We start from the raw sequence: 16656 nt of genomic DNA, 5'->3' as shown, positions 1-16656 counted from the left end.
CCCGAATGCTACTAAAAATATAGCTGCCAGCGCTTTACCAACAAGCGCTGGCAGCATTTTTGACTTGACTGACTGCCAGACCATGACCCGCCCTTACAACTTCTCGGCCGGCCCGGCCGCCATCCCTGCCGAAGTGCTGGAGCAAGCCGCTGCCGAAATGCTGGACTGGCACGGCAGCGGCATGGGCGTGATGGAGATGAGCCACCGCGGCAAGGAATTCCTGTCCATCTACGAACAGGCAGAGGCCGACCTGCGCGCGCTGCTGGCGGTCCCGGCCCACTTCAAGATCTTGTTCATGCAGGGCGGTGGCCTGGCCGAAAACGCCATCGTTCCGCTGAACCTGTCGCGTGCCGGCGTGGTCGACTTCGTGCTGACCGGCAGCTGGAGCCAGAAGTCGCAGAAGGAAGCGCGCAAGTACGCCGCCGAAGTGAACATCGTCGGCTCGGCCGAGGACACCGGCTTCACCACACTGCCCGACCCTGCCACCTGGACGCTGAGCCGCGGCGCGAGCTACGTGCACATCTGCAGCAACGAGACCATCAACGGCATCGAATTCCACCAGTTGCCCGACCTCAAAGCGCTGGGCAGTGATGCGCCCCTGGTGATCGATTTCTCGTCGCACGTGGCCTCGCGCAGCGTGGACTGGTCGCGCGTGGGCCTGGCCTTCGGTGGTGCTCAGAAGAACCTCGGGCCCGCCGGCCTCACTCTGGTCGTGGTGCGCGAAGACCTGCTGGGCCACGCCCTGCCCGCCTGCCCCAGCGCGTTCGACTACCGTGTCGTGGCCGACAACCAGTCGATGTACAACACGCCGCCGACCTGGGGCATCTACATTGCCGGGCTGACCTTCCAGTGGCTCCAGCGCCAGACCGAAGGCGGCCTGACCGGCGTGGCCGCGATGGAGCAGCGCAACATCGCCAAGGCCGACCTGCTCTACAACGCCATCGACGGCTCGCAGTTGTATGTGAACAAGGTGGCCGCCAACTGCCGCTCGCGCATGAACATCCCGTTCTTCCTGCGCGACGAAAGCCGCAACGATGCGTTCCTGGCCGGGGCCAAGGAACGCAGCCTGCTGCAGCTCAAGGGCCACAAGTCCGTGGGTGGCATGCGCGCCAGCGTCTACAACGCCATGCCGCTGGCCGGCGTGCAGGCGCTGGTGGACTACATGCGAGAATTTGAACAAAAGCACGCCTGAACCGGAACCCAGACCGACACCCGTTCTCGCGACAGCGCACTGACACCCCATTCATGAATACTCCGCAAGCCTCACCCGACCTCGCCAGCCTGCGCGTGCAGATCGACTCCATCGACCAGCAATTGCTCACGCTGCTCAACCAGCGGGCTCTGGTGGCCGAGCAAGTGGGCGAAGTCAAAAAGCGCGAAGGCACGCCGTTCTTCCGCCCCGACCGCGTGGCGCAGGTCATCGAGAAGATCCAGACGGCCAACCCCGGACCGCTCAAGGGGCCGCACGTGGCCGCCATCTGGCGCGAGATCATGTCCGCCTGCCTGGCGCTCGAATCGCCCCAGCGCGTGGCCGTGCTCGGCCCCGAAGGCACGTTCTGCGAGCAGGCGGCCATTGAATTCTTCGGCGGCGCGGCCGACCTGATGTACTGCGCCAACTTCGACGAGGTGTTCCACGCCACGGCCGCCGGCAGCGCGCAGTACGGCGTGGTGGGCGTGGAGAACTCCACCGAAGGCGTGGTCACGCGGTCGCTCGACTTGTTCCTGCACACTCCTACCCATGTGGTGGGCGAAGTCAGCCTGCTGGTGCGCCACAACCTGCTGCGCACGAGCAACTCGCTCGACGGCATCGAGGTGGTGCTGGCCCATCCGCAGGCACTGGCGCAGTGCCAGGCGTGGCTGTCCAAGCACCTGCCGCACGCCGAGCGCCGCCCGGTGTCGAGCAACGCCGAAGGCGCGCGCCTGGCCACCACCAACCCCGGCTGGGCAGCCTTGTCGAGCGAACGCGCCGCCACGCAGTTCGGCCTGCACATCGTGGCGCATGCCATCCAGGACGACGCCTACAACCGCACCCGCTTTGCCATCATCTGCCTGCCGCACACGCTGCAGACGCCACCGCCGTCGGGCAAGGACTGCACCAGCCTCGTGGTGTCGGTGCCCAACCAGCCCGGCGCGGTGCACGACCTGCTGGTGCCGCTCAAGACGCATGGCGTCTCCATGACGCGCTTCGAATCGCGCCCCGCACGCACGGGCCAGTGGGAGTACTACTTCTACATCGACCTCGACGGCCATCCGGCCCAGCCCCACGTGGCGCGGGCGCTGGAAGAACTGCGCAGCCTGTGCGCGTTCTACAAGGTCCTGGGGACCTACCCCGTGTCGTCGTAAGGAGCCACCGCCATGTTTGAACAATTGGGACTGATCGGCTGCGGGCTCATGGGGGGCTCGTTCGCCCTGGCCATGAAAAAGGCGGGCCTCGTCAAGCGCGTGGTGGGCTACAGCAAGTCGCCCTCCACCACCGACCGCGCGCGCCAGATGGGCGTGATCGATGTGGAGGCCCCGTCGGCCCTGCTGGCCGTGGCGGGCGCCGATGTCGTGCTCCTGGCCGTGCCGGTGGCCGCCACCGAAGCCACGCTCAAGGCCATCAAGCACCTGGTCACCCCGCAGATGCTGATCATGGACGTGGGCTCTACCAAGGCCGATGTGGTGCAGGCTGCGCGCCGCGCACTGCGCGACCAGGTGGGCTCGTTCGTTCCCGCGCACCCGATCACAGGGCGCGAAGTGTCGGGCGTGGAGCACGCCGAGGCCGACCTGTACAGCGGCCGCCAGGTCATCCTGACGCCCACCGAACGCACGCTGACCGTGCAACTGCAAAAGGCCGGCGAGATCTGGACGGCGCTCGGTTGCCGCGTGAGCAGCATGTCGCCCGAGTCGCACGACGCCGCGTTTGCGGCCGTGAGCCACCTGCCCCACGTGCTGGCGTTCGCCATGATGAACAGCATCACCGGACAGAACGAAGGCGATGAGTTCTTGTCGCTGGCCGGCCCGGGCTTTCGCGACTTCACCCGCATCGCGGCCAGCGACCCCAAGGTCTGGCGCGACATCCTGCTGGCCAACCGCGAAGAGCTCATCGCCCAGTCCAAACTGTTCCGGCAGGCGCTGCACAACATCGAAGAGGCCATGGAAAAAAGCGACAGCCAGTCGCTGGAAGACATGCTGACGCTGGCCAGCGAGACGCGGGCGCACTGGCGCATGGGCGCGAAGCGGAAGTAGCCCCCGGCCTGGTAGCCCCCTGAGTCGCCTGCGGCGCCTTCGCCCAAAGGGGGACGCACCCGGTGGCCTGGCGGAGCCAGTTCCACGGGTGCACTCGCCTGGGGCGCGCCGGTTTCGTAGGGCGTGACGGGTGCGCAGGGTTTGGCGGATGACCGCCACTGACTTGGCCTGCGGCCCTCGTGCTCTGGCTCGACTCACCGGGCTGGTTAATGCTCTTTTGAGCGATGGACGAATCACACTGATGTACAGCACTGCTTTCCTAGACCTGCCTCCCCTGCAAGCCGCTGCGGGCGAAGTCCATCTGCCGGGCTCCAAGAGCATTTCCAACCGGGTGCTGCTGCTGGCGGCGCTGAGCAATGGCACCACCGCCGTGCACGACCTGCTGGCGTCGGACGATACGCGTGTGATGCTCGATGCGCTGCGCCAGATCGGCTGCACCGTCGACGAGAGCGGCAGCACCGTGCACATCACCGGGCTGGGCGGCCGCGCGCCGCAGTCGCCTGCCAAGCTCTTCATGGGCAATGCGGGCACGGCCATGCGGCCGCTGACGGCGGCACTGGCGCTGCTGGGGGGCGAGTTCGAACTGTCCGGCGTGCCGCGCATGCACGAGCGGCCCATCGGCGACCTGGTCGACGCGCTGCGCCAACTGGGCTGCCGCATCGACTACCTGGGCAACGATGGCTACCCGCCGCTGCGCATTGCCCACGCCGACGGAGTGCCTGCGCTGGCGATGGCCGCGCCGATCCGTGTGCGCGGGGATGTTTCCAGCCAGTTCCTCACTGCCTTGCTCATGGCATTGCCCCTCGCGGCGGCCACGCAGCCCATCGTGATCGAAGTGGTGGGCGAGCTGATCTCCAAGCCCTACATCGCCATCACCCTGCAGCTGCTGGCGCGCTTCGGCATCGTGGTGGAGCACCAGAACTGGCAGCGCTTCACCATCCCGGCCGGCAGCCGGTACCAGTCGCCCGGCAGCATCCACGTCGAGGCCGACGCATCATCCGCTAGCTATTTCATAGCACTCGGCGCCATCGCACCCAGCGGTAGCGGCCCCAAAGACCCCAAAGGCATCAAGATCAGGGGCGTGGGGCTGGACTCGATCCAGGGTGACATCCGCTTTGTCGAGGCGGCCCGCGCCATGGGCGCGGTGGTCACGGGCGGGCCCAACTGGCTGCACATCGAGCGCGGAGCATGGCCGCTCAAATCCATCGCGCTCGACTGCAACCACATCCCCGACGCCGCCATGACGCTGGCCGTGATGGCGCTGTACGCCGAGGGCACCACCACGCTGACCAACATTGCGAGCTGGCGCGTGAAGGAGACCGACCGCATCGCCGCCATGGCCAACGAGCTGCGCAAGCTGGGCGCCACCGTGGACGAAGGCGCCGATTTCATCCGCGTGACGCCGCCAGCCCGGGTGCACGACTGGACCGCCGCCAGCATCCACACCTACGACGACCACCGCGTGGCCATGTGCTTCTCGCTCGCGGCGTTCAACCCCGCCCAGGTGCCGGTGCGCATCGAAGACCCCAAATGCGTGGCCAAGACCTTCCCCGACTACTTCGAGACGCTGTTCTCGGTGTCGCAGGCCGCCACCGAGCGCATTCCGGTGATCTGCATCGACGGGCCCACGGCCTCGGGCAAGGGCACGGTGGCTGCGGCCGTGGCGCAGCGGTTGGGCTACCGTTTTCTGGATTCGGGCGCGATGTACCGCATCACGGCGCTGGCCGCGCTGCGTGCCGGCCTGGCCATCGACACCGCCCACGAGCCGCGCATCGCGGCCATGGCCGCGACCCTGCCCGTGCGCTTTGAAGGCGGCAAGGTGTGGCTGGGCAACGACGATGTGACCGCCGACATCCGCACCGAAGAAGCGGGCATGAACGCCTCGCGCGTGTCGGCCCTGCCCGCCGTGCGCGAGGCCCTGGTGGCCCTGCAGCACAGCTTTCGGCGCCTGCCGGGGCTGGTGGCCGACGGCCGCGACATGGGCACGGTGATCTTCCCGCAAGCCCCGCTCAAGGTCTATTTGACGGCCAGCGCAGCCTGCCGCGCAGAACGCCGTCATAAACAGTTGATTTCAAAGGGTTTTTCAGCTAATATCGAAGACCTTCGCGCAGACTTGGAGGCGCGCGACCTGCGGGACAGCTCCCGCACCGTCGCACCGCTCAAGCCCGCGCAGGATGCTCTGGTCCTGGACAACTCCACCTTGACGATTGATGAAGCCGTCGATCAGGTGTTGGCCTGGTGGCAGGAGCGCCAGCCCTTCGCAGCTGCTGCGCAAGGCTGAAACGTGCAGGGTACGGGTTCAAACCCGGCCCCGCAGGCAGTGCCGCAAGGCCTTGCCACAGGCCCACACAGCCCTTCTCGCGCGCCAGCGCACAGGCAGTGTGGATCGATAACCTAACCGCGGTTCTACCGCAAAAAACCACCGCAAGCAGCTATAAAAACGACAGCAATGGTGCTGCCGGAATCCTGTTTGTGGCAAGGAAACACATGTCCGAATCTTTTGCCGCCCTTTTTGAAGAATCCCTGCAGCGTACGGAAATGCGCCCAGGCGAAGTGATCACCGCTGAAGTCGTGCGCGTCGAGCACAACTTCGTCGTGGTCAACGCCGGCCTCAAGTCCGAAGCCTACGTGCCGCTGGAAGAGTTCAAGAACGACAAGGGCGAAGTCGAAGTCCAAGTGGGTGACTTCGTGTCGGTGGCCATTGGCTCCATCGAAAACGGCTACGGCGACACCATCCTGTCGCGCGACACCGCCAAGCGCCTCGCTTCGTGGATGAGCCTGGAAAAGGCCCTGGAATCCGGCGAATTCGTCACCGGCACGACCAGCGGCAAGGTCAAGGGCGGCCTCACCGTCCTGGTCAACGGCATCCGCGCATTCCTGCCCGGTTCGCTGATCGATACGCGTCCGATCAAGGATCTGACGCCGTACGAAAACAAGACCATGGAATTCAAGGTCATCAAGCTCGACCGCAAGCGCAACAACGTGGTGCTGAGCCGCCGCGCCGTGGTGGAAGCCTCCATGGGCGAAGAGCGCGCCAAGCTGATGGAAACCCTCAAGGAAGGCTCCATCGTTCAAGGCGTGGTCAAGAACATCACCGAATACGGTGCGTTCGTGGACCTGGGCGGCATCGACGGCCTGCTGCACATCACCGACATGGCATGGCGCCGCGTGCGTCACCCCTCTGAAGTGGTGACGGCTGGCCAGGAAATCACCGCCAAGATCCTGAAGTTCGACACCGAGAAGAACCGTGTCTCGCTGGGTCTGAAGCAAATGGGCGACGACCCATGGATGGGCGTGAACCGCCGCTACCCCCAAGGCACCCGCCTGTTCGGCAAGATCACGAACATCGCCGACTACGGCGCATTCGTGGAACTCGAACCCGGCATCGAAGGCCTGGTGCACGTCTCCGAAATGGACTGGACCAACAAGAACATCGCTCCCGCCAAGCTGGTTTCGCTGGGCGACGAAGTCGAAGTCATGGTCCTGGAAATCGACGAAGACAAGCGCCGCATCAGCCTGGGCATGAAGCAGTGCAAGGCCAACCCATGGCAAGAATTCGCACAGGACACCAAGCGCGGCGACCGCGTCAAGGGTCCTATCAAGTCGATCACCGACTTCGGCGTGTTCGTGGGCCTGGCTGCCGGCATCGACGGCCTGGTGCACCTGTCCGACCTCTCGTGGAACGAACCCGGCGAAGCCGCTGTTCGCAACTACAAGAAGGGCCAGGAAGTGGAAGCCATCGTGCTGGCCGTGGACGTGGACCGCGAACGCATCTCGCTGGGCATCAAGCAGCTGGACGGCGACCCATTCACGACCTTCGTGACCGTGAACGACAAGGGCCAGACGGTGACCGGCAAGGTCAAGACCGTGGACGCCCGTGGCGCTGAAATCGACCTCGGCGAAGACATCGTGGGCTACCTGCGCGCTTCGGAAATCTCCCGCGACCGCGTGGAAGATGCCCGCAACGTGCTCAAGGAAGGCGACGAAGTCACGGCCGTGGTGGTCAATGTGGATCGCAAGACCCGCAACATCCAGCTGTCGATCAAGCAAAAGGACATGGCCGACGAGCAAGGCGCCATGGCCAGCCTGAGCCAGCAATCGAGCCGCGAAAGCGCCGGCACGACCAGCCTGGGCGCCCTGCTGCGCGCCAAGCTGGACAACTCGGAAAAGTAAGACACTGACCCGACGACAGGCCCGCGCACGATGTGATCCATTCGTGCAGGGGCCTGGCCGTCAACGGTCAGACAGCGGGCGCCTCGGCGCCCGCTCTTTTTTCACGAAGAGAGATACCACCTGCCCACGGGCAGCCTGCCTATGTCCCAAGACTCCATGACCCGCTCAGACCTGGTTGAAGAACTGGCCGCACGATTCGGCCAGCTCACCCACCGCGATGCCGAATTCGCCGTCAAGACGATTCTGGACGCCGTGGGCGACGCGCTGGTGCGCGGACACCGCATCGAGATCCGGGGCTTTGGCAGCTTCTCGGTCAACCACCGCCCTCCCCGCATGGGCCGCAACCCCCGCAGCGGCGAAGCCGTGGCCATCCCGGAAAAACGCGTGCCGCATTTCAAGCCCGGCAAGGCCCTGCGCGAAGCCGTGGACAAGCGCACCGCAGAGATGGAAGAAGGCACGACGCCTGCCACCCATCAAATTTGATAGCAGCTTGCGCCGTACAGGCAAGCGGTAGCGGCTTTTTCAAGCATTACCAGATAGCCTGCCTGCTCGGCAGGGCGGCGCATCGGCCCATCCACAATACCCAGTCACCCCGCACCGCACGCATCCCGGCCACAGCGGGCTGGCTCTTAGAATCGCCCCACCACTGGGGAGACCGATGAAATACCTCCTGTGGCTGCTCAAGGCAGCCATTTTTTTTACGCTCTTCGCCTTCGCGCTGAACAACCAGCAGGATGCGACCGTGCATTTCTTTTTTGGCACCCAATGGCGCGCTCCGCTCGTGCTGGTGGTGCTGACCGCTTTCTCCGCCGGGCTCGCGGTGGGGGTGCTGGGCATGGTGCCTCGCTGGTGGCGCCACCGTGCAGCGGCACGGCGTGCACAGGCCGGTGCCGGCAGCGCCACAACACCCGCCGCCGTAGCCCCTGCGGCCACCAACACGCCGCCCGCGCCACCTCCACCGCCCGACCTGCCCTCCGTCCATGGAATTTGACCTGACCTGGATCCTGCTGGGCCTGCCCGTCGCCTTCGTGCTGGGCTGGCTGGCATCGCGCTTCGACCTGCGCCAGCTGCGTGCCGAAAACCGCCGCGCGCCCAAGGCCTACTTCAAGGGGCTGAACTTCCTGCTCAACGAGCAGCAGGACCAGGCCATCGACGCCTTCATCGAGGCTGTGCAGAACGACCCCGACACCTCGGAGCTGCACTTCGCCCTGGGCAACCTGTTTCGCCGCCGCGGCGAGTACGACCGCGCGGTGCGCGTGCACGAGCACCTGCTCTCGCGCGGCGACCTCTCGCGCACCGACCGCGAGCGCGCCCAGCACGCCCTGGCGCTCGACTTCCTCAAAGCCGGCCTGCTGGACCGCGCCGAAGACGCCCTGCACCGCCTGGAAGGCACGCCCTTCGAGGCCCAGGCCCGCCTGGCGCTGCTGGCCATCTACGAACGCTCGCGGGACTGGCCCCATGCCACCGCCATCGCGCGCAAGATGCACGATGCCGACCAGGGCGACTTCAGCACGCGGCAGGCGCACTACCTGTGCGAGCAGGGACTGGCACTCAGTGCCCAAGGCGACCTGTCGGGCGCGCAGGCCTTGCTGGAGCAGGCCGTGGCCGCGGCGCCCGAGGCCGCGCGCGCACGCATCGAGCTGGCCCGGCTGCAACGCCTGATGGGCCGGCCGGCCGAGGTCCTGACCACGCTGCGCACGCTGGGCGAGCGTAACCCTGCCGCCGTGCCCCTCGCGGCGCCGATGATGGTCGAGGCGGCCAACGCCACGCAGCGCGTGCCCGAGGTACAGGCACTGCTGCAGGCGCACTATGCACAGACGCCGTCGCTCGATGTACTCGAAGCCCTGGTGGCCATGGAAGCCGCCGACGACGCCACGCGCGACACGGCCCGCCAGCGCTACGTGCAGCACCTGGACAAGGAGCGCTCGCTGGTCGCTGCGGCCAAATGGCTGGCTGGCGAGAAGCTGGAGCACGAAGAATTCCACCCGCAGGTCCAGCGGGCGCTGGAGCATGCGGTCAAGCCCCTCACCCGCTACCGCTGCGCGGCCTGCGGCTTCGAGGCGCGCCAGCATTTCTGGCAGTGCCCTGGCTGCCAGACCTGGGACAGCTACCCCGCCCGCCGCGTCGAAGAACTCTGAATGCGCAGCGCCGGCATCTGCGCCCCAGCCCTCCCTCCCCAACCCCACACAACCCAGCGGCCCCATCCCGCATCCACCATGCTGAAGAAACTGCTCACCCTCCTCGCCTCCCTGTGTGCCGCCGCCGCCTTTGCGGCCGTTGATGTGAACACCGCCACCGAAGCCGAGCTCGACGGCATCAAGGGCATCGGGCCGGGTCTGTCCAGCCGCATCCTCGACGAGCGCCGCAGCGCGTCCTTCAAGGACTGGAGCGACTTCATCGGCCGCGTGGGCGGCGTGGGCAACAAGAGCGCCGTGAACTTCTCCAAGGAAGGCCTCACCGTCAACGGCAAGAAGTACAGCGCCGCAGCCGCCGCCAAGGCCGAGGCCGAGGCCAAGGCCCACGGCGCCCACAGCAAGAAACAGGCAGGCGCCGCGCAAGATGCCAAGCCCCGCGGCAGCGCAGCGCAGGCCGACCCCGCCACGCCAGCAGCGGCAGCCCCGGCGCCCGCGCCGACAGCCAGCGCTAGCAAAAACTAAGCACGCTCCCCAAGCTGCAAGCCCGCCGCCGCGGGCTTGTTTTTTTGCGCCAACGTTCGCGCAACGGCCGGCTTCAGGCAGGGTCTTTGAAAGCTGCCCCTAAAATCGTTGGGGCATGCCCCTGATCACCCTCATCCTCCTCCCCTTCATCGGCAGCCTGCTGGCGGCAGTGCTGCCTGCCAATGCCCGCAATACTGAGTCCACGCTGGCGGGTTTGATCGCCGTGTTCTGCACCGTGCAGGTGGCGCTGTGTTTTCCGCAGATCGCGGACGGCGGCGTGCTCCGGCAAGACATTGAGTGGCTGCCTGCCCTGGGCCTGAACCTCGTCATCCGCATGGATGGCTTTGCCTGGATGTTCTGCATGCTGGTGCTGGGCGTGGGCAGCCTGGTGGTGCTGTACGCGCGCTACTACATGTCGGCGGCCGACCCGGTGCCGCGCTTCTTCTCGTTCTTTCTGGCGTTCATGGGCGCCATGGTCGGCGTGGTGCTGTCGGGCAACATCATCCAGATCGCATTCTTCTGGGAGCTGACCAGCCTGTTCTCGTTCCTGCTGATCGGCTACTGGCACCACCGCAAGGATGCGCGGCGCGGCGCGCGCATGGCGCTCACCGTGACCGGCACGGGCGGCCTGGCCATGCTGGCCGGCATGCTGGTGCTGGGCCACATCGTGGGCAGCTATGACCTGGACCACGTGCTCGAGGCCGGCCAGCTCATCCAGAGCCACCCGCTGTACACCACCGCGCTGGTGCTGATCCTGCTGGGCGCGCTGACCAAGAGCGCGCAGTTCCCCTTCCACTTCTGGCTGCCCAATGCCATGGCCGCGCCCACGCCGGTGTCGGCCTACCTGCACTCGGCCACCATGGTCAAGGCGGGTGTGTTTCTGCTGGCGCGCCTGTGGCCGGCGCTGGCGGGCACGGAGCAGTGGTTCTGGCTGGTGGGCGGCGCAGGCCTGTGCACGCTGCTGGTGGGCGGCTACGCGGCCATGTTCCAGAACGACCTCAAGGGGCTGCTCGCGTATTCGACCATTTCGCACCTGGGCCTCATCACCCTGCTGCTGGGCCTGAACAGCCCGCTGGCCGCCGTGGCGGCCGTGTTCCACATCATGAACCACGCGACCTTCAAGGCCTCGCTCTTCATGGCCGTGGGCATCGTGGACCATGAAAGCGGCACGCGCGACATCCGGCGCCTGTCGGGCCTGCGCCGGATGATGCCCATCACCTCCACGCTGGCCATGGTGGCCAGTGCGGCCATGGCGGGCGTTCCGCTGCTCAACGGCTTCTTGTCCAAAGAAATGTTCTTTGCCGAAACCGTGTACGTGAACACGACACCCCTGCTCGAATGGCTGCTGCCCGTGGCGGCCACCATCGCAGGCGTGTTCAGCGTGGCGTACTCGCTGCGCTTCACGGTGGATGTGTTCTGGGGCCCCGCAGCCACCGACCTGCCACGCGAGCCGCACGAGCCCCCGCACTGGATGCGCGTGCCGGTGGAGCTGCTGGTGCTGGCCTGCCTGGTGGTGGGGGTGCTGCCGGCCTGGTCCGTGGGCGCGTACCTGGCCGCCGCAGCCCGGCCGGTGGTAGGGGGCGAGCTGCCCGTCTACAGCCTGGCTGTCTGGCACGGGTTCAACACGCCCTTCGTGATGAGCCTGATCGCCCTGGGCGGCGGCATTGCGCTGTATGCGCTGCTGCGCCGCCAGCGCGAGAAGGGCACGGTCGACGCACCGCCGCTCATGTACCGCATCAGCGGGCAGCGCGTGTTCGAGCACACGCTGGCCCTGGTCAGCCAGGCGGGGCGCCATGGCCGCCGCCTGCTGGGCACCGGGCGCCTGCAGTGGCAGATGCTATGGCTGGTGAGCGCCGCGCTGCTGGCCTGCGTACTGCCCCTGTGGTCGCGCGGCCTGCCGATCGGCGACCGCACGCAGCTGCCGCTGTCGCCCGCGTTCGCGCTGCTGTGGCTGCTGGGTGCGCTGTGCGCCATGGCGGCGGCCTGGCAGGCCAAGTACCACCGCCTGGCGGCCCTCACGCTGCTCGGTGGCGCGGGGTTGTGCGTGTGCCTTACCTTCCTGTGGTTCTCTGCGCCCGACCTGGCGCTCACGCAGATCGTGGTGGAGATCGTGACCACCATCCTCATCCTGCTGGGCCTGCGCTGGCTGCCCCGGCGTGACGAGACACTGCGCAAGCCCACGCTGGCCGAGGAGCGCCGCACCCAACTGCGCCGCTACCGCGACATGGCCCTGGCACTGACCGCGGGCGCGGGCATGGCCCTGCTGTCGTTCGCGATGATGAGCCGGCCCTTCCCCGACAGCACCTCCACCTTCTTTCTCGAAAACGCGCTCAGCCGTGGCGGCGGCACCAACGTGGTCAACGTGATGCTGGTGGACTTTCGGGGCTTCGACACCTTTGGCGAGATCGTCGTGCTGGGCATCGTGGCGCTCACGGTGTATGCGCTGCTGCGGCGCTTTCGCCCTGCGCGCGAGGTGATGGACCTGCCCGCACAGCAGCGCGCGCTGCCGGCCGACGTGGACACCGACCTGTCCAACCCGCGCCAGACGGCCGACACCGCCGTGGGCTACCTCATGGTGCCCGCCGTGCTGGTGCGCCTGATGCTGCCGTTCGCCACCCTGGTGTCCATGTACCTCTTCATGCGCGGGCACAACGAGCCCGGTGGCGGCTTCGTGGCGGGGCTGGTGTTCTCGGTGGCGCTGCTGCTGCAGTACATCGTCTCGGGCACCTCGTGGGTGGAGGCGCACCTGCCCCTGTACCCGCGCCGCTGGATCGGCGTGGGCCTGCTGGCCGCGCTGGCCACGGGCCTGGGCGCCTGGGTGTGGGGCTACCCCTTCCTGACCAGCCACACCGCCCACCTGCACCTGCCCTTCGTGGGCGAAGTGCACGTGGCCAGCGCGCTGTTCTTCGACATCGGCGTGTTCACCCTGGTGGTGGGCTCGACCATGCTCATCCTCACCGGCATCGCCCACCAGTCGGTGCGCAGCCACCGTTACAACAACGCGCGCCCTGCCGAAGAGGCACAGGCCGCCGAACCATCCGCCGTCGCAACGCAGGGAGAAGGCCCATGGAACTGATACTGGCCCTGGCCATCGGCGTGCTCACCGGATCGGGCGTGTGGCTGCTGCTGCGGCCCCGCACCTTCCAGATCATCATGGGGTTGTCGCTGCTGTCGTACGCCGTCAATTTGTTCATCTTCAGCATGGGCCGCCTGGGCCTGGCCATCGACAAGGAGCCCGTGCTGCAGCCCGGCCTGCCCAAGGACCTGGCCCACTACGCCGACCCCATGCCACAGGCGCTGACGCTCACCGCCATCGTCATCGGCTTTGCCATGACCGCGCTGTTCCTGGTGGTGCTGCTCGCATCGCGCGGCATGGCCGGCACCGACCATGTGGATGGGACCAAGGGCAAAGACGTGCAGGAAATGCCATGATGAAGAACACCCCCCTGAGGCGCTCTCCCGCTCCGTGCAGTCGCCAGAGGCGACGGCCCTTCGAGGCCGTCCAAGCCTGCGCAGGCAGGCTTGGAGCCGCGGCTCTCAGCCCCCGCTCTCGCAGCGCTGCGCGCTGCGGGCAGGGGGACGCAGCCCTCGCTGCGGGGCGGCCCTTGCCAGGCTGCCCTGGCGCGGTGCGTGCCAGTTTCGTGCGCAGCGGCCTGGACAAATGACATGACATTCACAGGATTTTTACTTGACCGGGTCATGCCGCACCTGATCCTCGCGCCCATCGCGCTGCCCATGCTCACGGCCGGGCTGATGCTGCTGTTGCGCGAAGAGCGCCAGCGCACCAAGGTCACGCTGAACATCGTCTCGACGCTGATGGGCCTGGTGATCGCGGTGCTGCTGCTGATACAGGCCAAGGACCCCGGGCTGCCGGGCAGCCTGGGTGTGTACCTGCCGGGCAACTGGCCTGCGCCCTTCGGCATCGTGCTCGCCGTGGATCGTCTGTCGGCCATGATGCTGGTGCTGTGCAGCACCGTGGCGCTGGCCACCGTGCTGTTTTCGGCGGCGCGCTGGCACCGGGCGGGGGTGCACTTCCACCCGCTGTTCCAGTTCCAGCTCATGGGGCTGGCGGGCGCGTTCCTCACGGCCGACCTGTTCAACCTGTTCGTGTTCTTCGAGATCATGCTGGCCGCTTCCTACGGTCTGCTGCTGCACGGCTCGGGGCGCCCGCGTGTGTCGGCGGGGCTGCACTACATCGCCATCAACCTCGCGGCGTCGTCGCTGTTCCTGATCGGCGTGTCCATGCTGTACGGCATCACCGGCACGCTGAACATGGCTGACCTGGCGCGCAGCATCGCCGGGGTGGCAGCCTCCGACCGCGGCCTGCTGCATGCAGCGGCAGCCATCCTGGCCGTGGCGTTTCTCATCAAGGCTGCCGTGTGGCCGCTCAACTTCTGGCTGGTGCCAGCGTACAGCGCGGCCACGGCGCCCGTGGGCGCGCTGTTCGCATTGATGACCAAGGTGGGCGTGTACAGCGTGCTGCGCCTGTGGACGCTGCTGTTCGGCGCCGAGGCAGGCGACTCGGCCCAGTTCGGCAGCCAGTGGCTCATCGGGGGCGGCATGCTGACCATGGCGTTCGGCGCCATCGGCATGCTGGGCTCGCAGCGGCTGGGGCACCTGGCCGGGTTCTCGGCCATCCTGTCGTCGGGCACGCTGCTGGCGGCCATGGGCTTCGGGCAGAACCTGCTCACGGCCGGGCTGCTGTACTACCTGCTCAGCTCCACGCTGGCCGTGAGCGCGCTGTTCCTGCTGACCGACCTGATCGACCGCTGGCGCAACGATGGCTCCAACCTCGCCGCGTACGAGCAGACGGACGATGCGCCTTTTCTGTCGGCCGACCTGGTGCCCACCGACGGCATCAACCTGGACGACCGCGAAGAAGAACTCATCGGCCAGGTGATCCCGGCCGCCGTGGCCTTCCTGGGCCTGGCCTTCATGGCCTGCACGCTCGTCATCGCGGGCCTGCCGCCGCTGCCGGGATTCGTGGGCAAGTTCGCCATGATGCATGCGCTACTCAACCCGCTGGGGCTGGCCTCGTCGCAAGGGTTCCACCTGGGCGCGGAAGGCTGGGCGCTGGTGGCGCTGCTCATCGGCTCGGGCCTGCTGGCGCTGCTGGCGCTGACCCGGGCGGGCATCCGCCATTTCTGGGCGGCGCATGACCGCACCGTGCCCAAGCTGCTGGTGCTGGAAGGCTTGCCGATTGCCCTGCTGCTCACGGCCTGCGCTGTGCTGGTGTGGCAGGCCGGTGCCGTGATGCGCTACACCCAGGCCACTGCCGACGCGCTGCACGCACCCGCGGGCTACGTGCGCGCCGTGATGACGGCCGAGCCCGTGCCCAACCCACCCCAGCCTGCCGCCATGCCCGGGAGCAGCACGCCATGAAGCCATCGCGCACATACCAACGCCCTCTCAAGCGCCTGGTGCCCGCGCCGCTGCTGTCGCTGGCGCTGCTGGGCCTGTGGCTGCTGCTCAATCGCAGCCTGAGCGCAGGGCACTTCGTGCTGGGCGGCGTGCTCGCGCTCGCCATACCGCTGCTCACGGCGGGGCTGCGACCGCTGCCGGTGCGCATCCGCAAGCCCGGTGCGGTGCTGCGCCTGGCGTTCACGGTGGTGGCCGACACCACGCGCTCCAACCTGGCGGTGGCGCGCCTGCTGCTCGCACCGGGCCGCCGTCGGCATCCATCGGGCTTCGTGCACATCCCTCTCGACGTGCGGGACCCCAACGCGCTGGCCGTGCTGGCCATGATCGTCTGCATCACGCCCGGCACCGCCTGGGGCGAGCTGTCGCTGGACCGCAGCGTGCTGCTGCTGCATGTGCTGGAGCTGGACGACCCCGCCCAGGTCATCGCCGATGTGAAGCAGCGCTACGAAGCCCCCCTCATGGAGATCTTTGAATGACGCCTATCCTCGACTGGGCCTTGCCGATCGCCCTGTTCATGCTGGCCCTGGCCATGGGCTGCGCACTGATCCGTTTGCTCAAGGGCCCCTCGGCGCAGGACCGCGTGCTGGCGCTCGACTGCATGTACCTGAGCGGCATGCTGGTGATGCTGGTGCTGGGCCTGCTGTACGGCAGCAAGAACTACTTCGAGGCCGCGCTGCTGCTGGCGCTGTTCAGCTTCGTGGGCTCCATGGCCATGGCCAAGTTTCTGCTGCGCGGCGAGGTGATCGAATGACGGACGCCGCCACCACCCTGCCCCTGTGGCTGGAGATCATCGTCGCCGTGCTGGTGCTGTCGGGCGCGGGCCTGGCATTGCTGGGCTCGTCGGGCCTGCTGCGCCTGCCCACGTTCTTCGAGCGGGTGCACGCGCCGTCCATCATCGCCACGCTGGGCTGCTGGCTGATCATGCACGGCACGGTGCTGTACTTCTCGGTGGCCGACCGCAGCCTGGCGCTGCATGCGCTGCTGATCGCCGTGTTCGTGGCGATCTCGGTGCCGATCATGTCGATCTTTCTGATGCGCGCGGCCCTGTTCCGGGCGCGCCAGATGGGGCACCCGCCGGTGCCACCCACGCTGAGCCAGCCCAAGCCCGAGGCCGAACCGGTATCGACAGCGCCCGAGGACGTGCGCGTCTGACGCTCCTGATTTGATAGCTGCTACC

15 protein-coding genes are annotated in these 16656 nt (G+C 67.3%); all 15 read left to right on the top strand.

Features of this window, described 5'->3' with window-relative positions:
• Nucleotides 1–82: 82 nt before the first annotated feature.
• The 15 genes from serC to ASG27_RS18800 all read left to right on the top strand — a co-directional run bounded on the left by serC (nt 83) and on the right by ASG27_RS18800 (nt 16631).
• Nucleotides 83–1192: a 3-phosphoserine/phosphohydroxythreonine transaminase gene (gene serC, locus ASG27_RS18870; protein ID WP_056419335.1), complete on the top strand. Its 1110-nt coding sequence runs from the start codon at nt 83–85 to the stop codon at nt 1190–1192.
• A 53-nt stretch (nt 1193–1245) separates the two neighbouring features.
• On the top strand, nt 1246–2343 hold the full coding sequence (gene pheA, locus ASG27_RS18865) for a prephenate dehydratase (RefSeq protein ID WP_056419331.1): 1098 nt from the start codon (nt 1246–1248) through the stop codon (nt 2341–2343).
• 12 nt (nt 2344–2355) lie between these two features.
• Complete coding sequence (locus ASG27_RS18860; protein WP_056419328.1) at nt 2356–3228, top strand: prephenate dehydrogenase; 873 nt, start codon at nt 2356–2358, stop codon at nt 3226–3228.
• Between the two features lie 241 nt (nt 3229–3469).
• Entirely contained in the window at nt 3470–5509 is a 2040-nt protein-coding gene (locus ASG27_RS18855) for a bifunctional 3-phosphoshikimate 1-carboxyvinyltransferase/cytidylate kinase (protein WP_056419325.1), read from the top strand.
• A gap of 191 nt (nt 5510–5700) precedes the next feature.
• Nucleotides 5701–7401: a 30S ribosomal protein S1 gene (rpsA, locus tag ASG27_RS18850; RefSeq protein WP_268751090.1), complete on the top strand. Its 1701-nt coding sequence runs from the start codon at nt 5701–5703 to the stop codon at nt 7399–7401.
• 156 nt (nt 7402–7557) lie between these two features.
• Nucleotides 7558–7884: an integration host factor subunit beta gene (locus ASG27_RS18845; RefSeq protein WP_056419323.1), complete on the top strand. Its 327-nt coding sequence runs from the start codon at nt 7558–7560 to the stop codon at nt 7882–7884.
• 175 nt (nt 7885–8059) lie between these two features.
• Nucleotides 8060–8392: a LapA family protein gene (locus ASG27_RS18840; protein ID WP_056419320.1), complete on the top strand. Its 333-nt coding sequence runs from the start codon at nt 8060–8062 to the stop codon at nt 8390–8392.
• A complete protein-coding gene (gene lapB, locus ASG27_RS18835) occupies nt 8382–9539 on the top strand; it encodes a lipopolysaccharide assembly protein LapB (RefSeq protein WP_056419316.1) in 1158 nt (385 codons plus the stop codon). Before ASG27_RS18840 ends, lapB begins: the two co-directional genes overlap by 11 nt.
• A gap of 78 nt (nt 9540–9617) precedes the next feature.
• On the top strand, nt 9618–10058 hold the full coding sequence (locus ASG27_RS18830; RefSeq protein ID WP_056419313.1) for a ComEA family DNA-binding protein: 441 nt from the start codon (nt 9618–9620) through the stop codon (nt 10056–10058).
• A gap of 115 nt (nt 10059–10173) precedes the next feature.
• Nucleotides 10174–13134 (top strand): monovalent cation/H+ antiporter subunit A, encoded by a 2961-nt coding sequence (locus tag ASG27_RS18825; protein WP_056419310.1) that lies wholly within the window; start codon nt 10174–10176, stop codon nt 13132–13134.
• A complete protein-coding gene (locus ASG27_RS18820) occupies nt 13125–13490 on the top strand; it encodes a Na+/H+ antiporter subunit C (RefSeq protein WP_056419306.1) in 366 nt (121 codons plus the stop codon). The genes ASG27_RS18825 and ASG27_RS18820 overlap by 10 nt, the downstream gene beginning before the upstream one ends.
• Nucleotides 13491–13724: 234 nt before the next feature.
• Entirely contained in the window at nt 13725–15440 is a 1716-nt protein-coding gene (locus ASG27_RS18815; protein ID WP_056419303.1) for a monovalent cation/H+ antiporter subunit D, read from the top strand.
• Nucleotides 15437–15955, top strand: a complete 519-nt coding sequence (locus ASG27_RS18810) for a Na+/H+ antiporter subunit E (RefSeq protein ID WP_056419300.1) — start codon at nt 15437–15439, stop codon at nt 15953–15955. The genes ASG27_RS18815 and ASG27_RS18810 overlap by 4 nt, the downstream gene beginning before the upstream one ends.
• Nucleotides 15952–16230, top strand: coding sequence for a K+/H+ antiporter subunit F (locus ASG27_RS18805; RefSeq protein ID WP_055402533.1), 279 nt, complete (start codon nt 15952–15954; stop codon nt 16228–16230). The genes ASG27_RS18810 and ASG27_RS18805 overlap by 4 nt, the downstream gene beginning before the upstream one ends.
• The gene (locus ASG27_RS18800) at nt 16227–16631 is read left to right on the top strand and encodes a monovalent cation/H(+) antiporter subunit G (RefSeq protein WP_056419297.1); all 405 of its coding nucleotides are present in this window, start codon (nt 16227–16229) and stop codon (nt 16629–16631) included. The genes ASG27_RS18805 and ASG27_RS18800 overlap by 4 nt, the downstream gene beginning before the upstream one ends.
• Nucleotides 16632–16656: the final 25 nt, after the last annotated feature.

It is taken from the genome of Acidovorax sp. Leaf191, assembly GCF_001424425.1.
Lineage (GTDB): Bacteria > Pseudomonadota > Gammaproteobacteria > Burkholderiales > Burkholderiaceae_C > Acidovorax.
This window is presented reverse-complemented; position numbering and strand designations above follow the sequence as displayed.

What these genes read in the sequence shown, in the direction of transcription:
- serC (WP_056419335.1), top strand. Translation starts at nt 83, where the DNA reads ATGACCCGCCCTTACAACTTCTCGGCCGGCCCGGCCGCCATCCCTGCC.
- pheA (WP_056419331.1), top strand. Translation starts at nt 1,246, where the DNA reads ATGAATACTCCGCAAGCCTCACCCGACCTCGCCAGCCTGCGCGTGCAG.
- ASG27_RS18860 (WP_056419328.1), top strand. Translation starts at nt 2,356, where the DNA reads ATGTTTGAACAATTGGGACTGATCGGCTGCGGGCTCATGGGGGGCTCG.
- ASG27_RS18855 (WP_056419325.1), top strand. Translation starts at nt 3,470, where the DNA reads ATGTACAGCACTGCTTTCCTAGACCTGCCTCCCCTGCAAGCCGCTGCG.
- ASG27_RS18845 (WP_056419323.1), top strand. Translation starts at nt 7,558, where the DNA reads ATGACCCGCTCAGACCTGGTTGAAGAACTGGCCGCACGATTCGGCCAG.
- ASG27_RS18840 (WP_056419320.1), top strand. Translation starts at nt 8,060, where the DNA reads ATGAAATACCTCCTGTGGCTGCTCAAGGCAGCCATTTTTTTTACGCTC.
- lapB (WP_056419316.1), top strand. Translation starts at nt 8,382, where the DNA reads ATGGAATTTGACCTGACCTGGATCCTGCTGGGCCTGCCCGTCGCCTTC.
- ASG27_RS18830 (WP_056419313.1), top strand. Translation starts at nt 9,618, where the DNA reads ATGCTGAAGAAACTGCTCACCCTCCTCGCCTCCCTGTGTGCCGCCGCC.
- ASG27_RS18825 (WP_056419310.1), top strand. Translation starts at nt 10,174, where the DNA reads ATGCCCCTGATCACCCTCATCCTCCTCCCCTTCATCGGCAGCCTGCTG.
- ASG27_RS18820 (WP_056419306.1), top strand. Translation starts at nt 13,125, where the DNA reads ATGGAACTGATACTGGCCCTGGCCATCGGCGTGCTCACCGGATCGGGC.
- ASG27_RS18815 (WP_056419303.1), top strand. Translation starts at nt 13,725, where the DNA reads ATGACATTCACAGGATTTTTACTTGACCGGGTCATGCCGCACCTGATC.
- ASG27_RS18810 (WP_056419300.1), top strand. Translation starts at nt 15,437, where the DNA reads ATGAAGCCATCGCGCACATACCAACGCCCTCTCAAGCGCCTGGTGCCC.
- ASG27_RS18805 (WP_055402533.1), top strand. Translation starts at nt 15,952, where the DNA reads ATGACGCCTATCCTCGACTGGGCCTTGCCGATCGCCCTGTTCATGCTG.
- ASG27_RS18800 (WP_056419297.1), top strand. Translation starts at nt 16,227, where the DNA reads ATGACGGACGCCGCCACCACCCTGCCCCTGTGGCTGGAGATCATCGTC.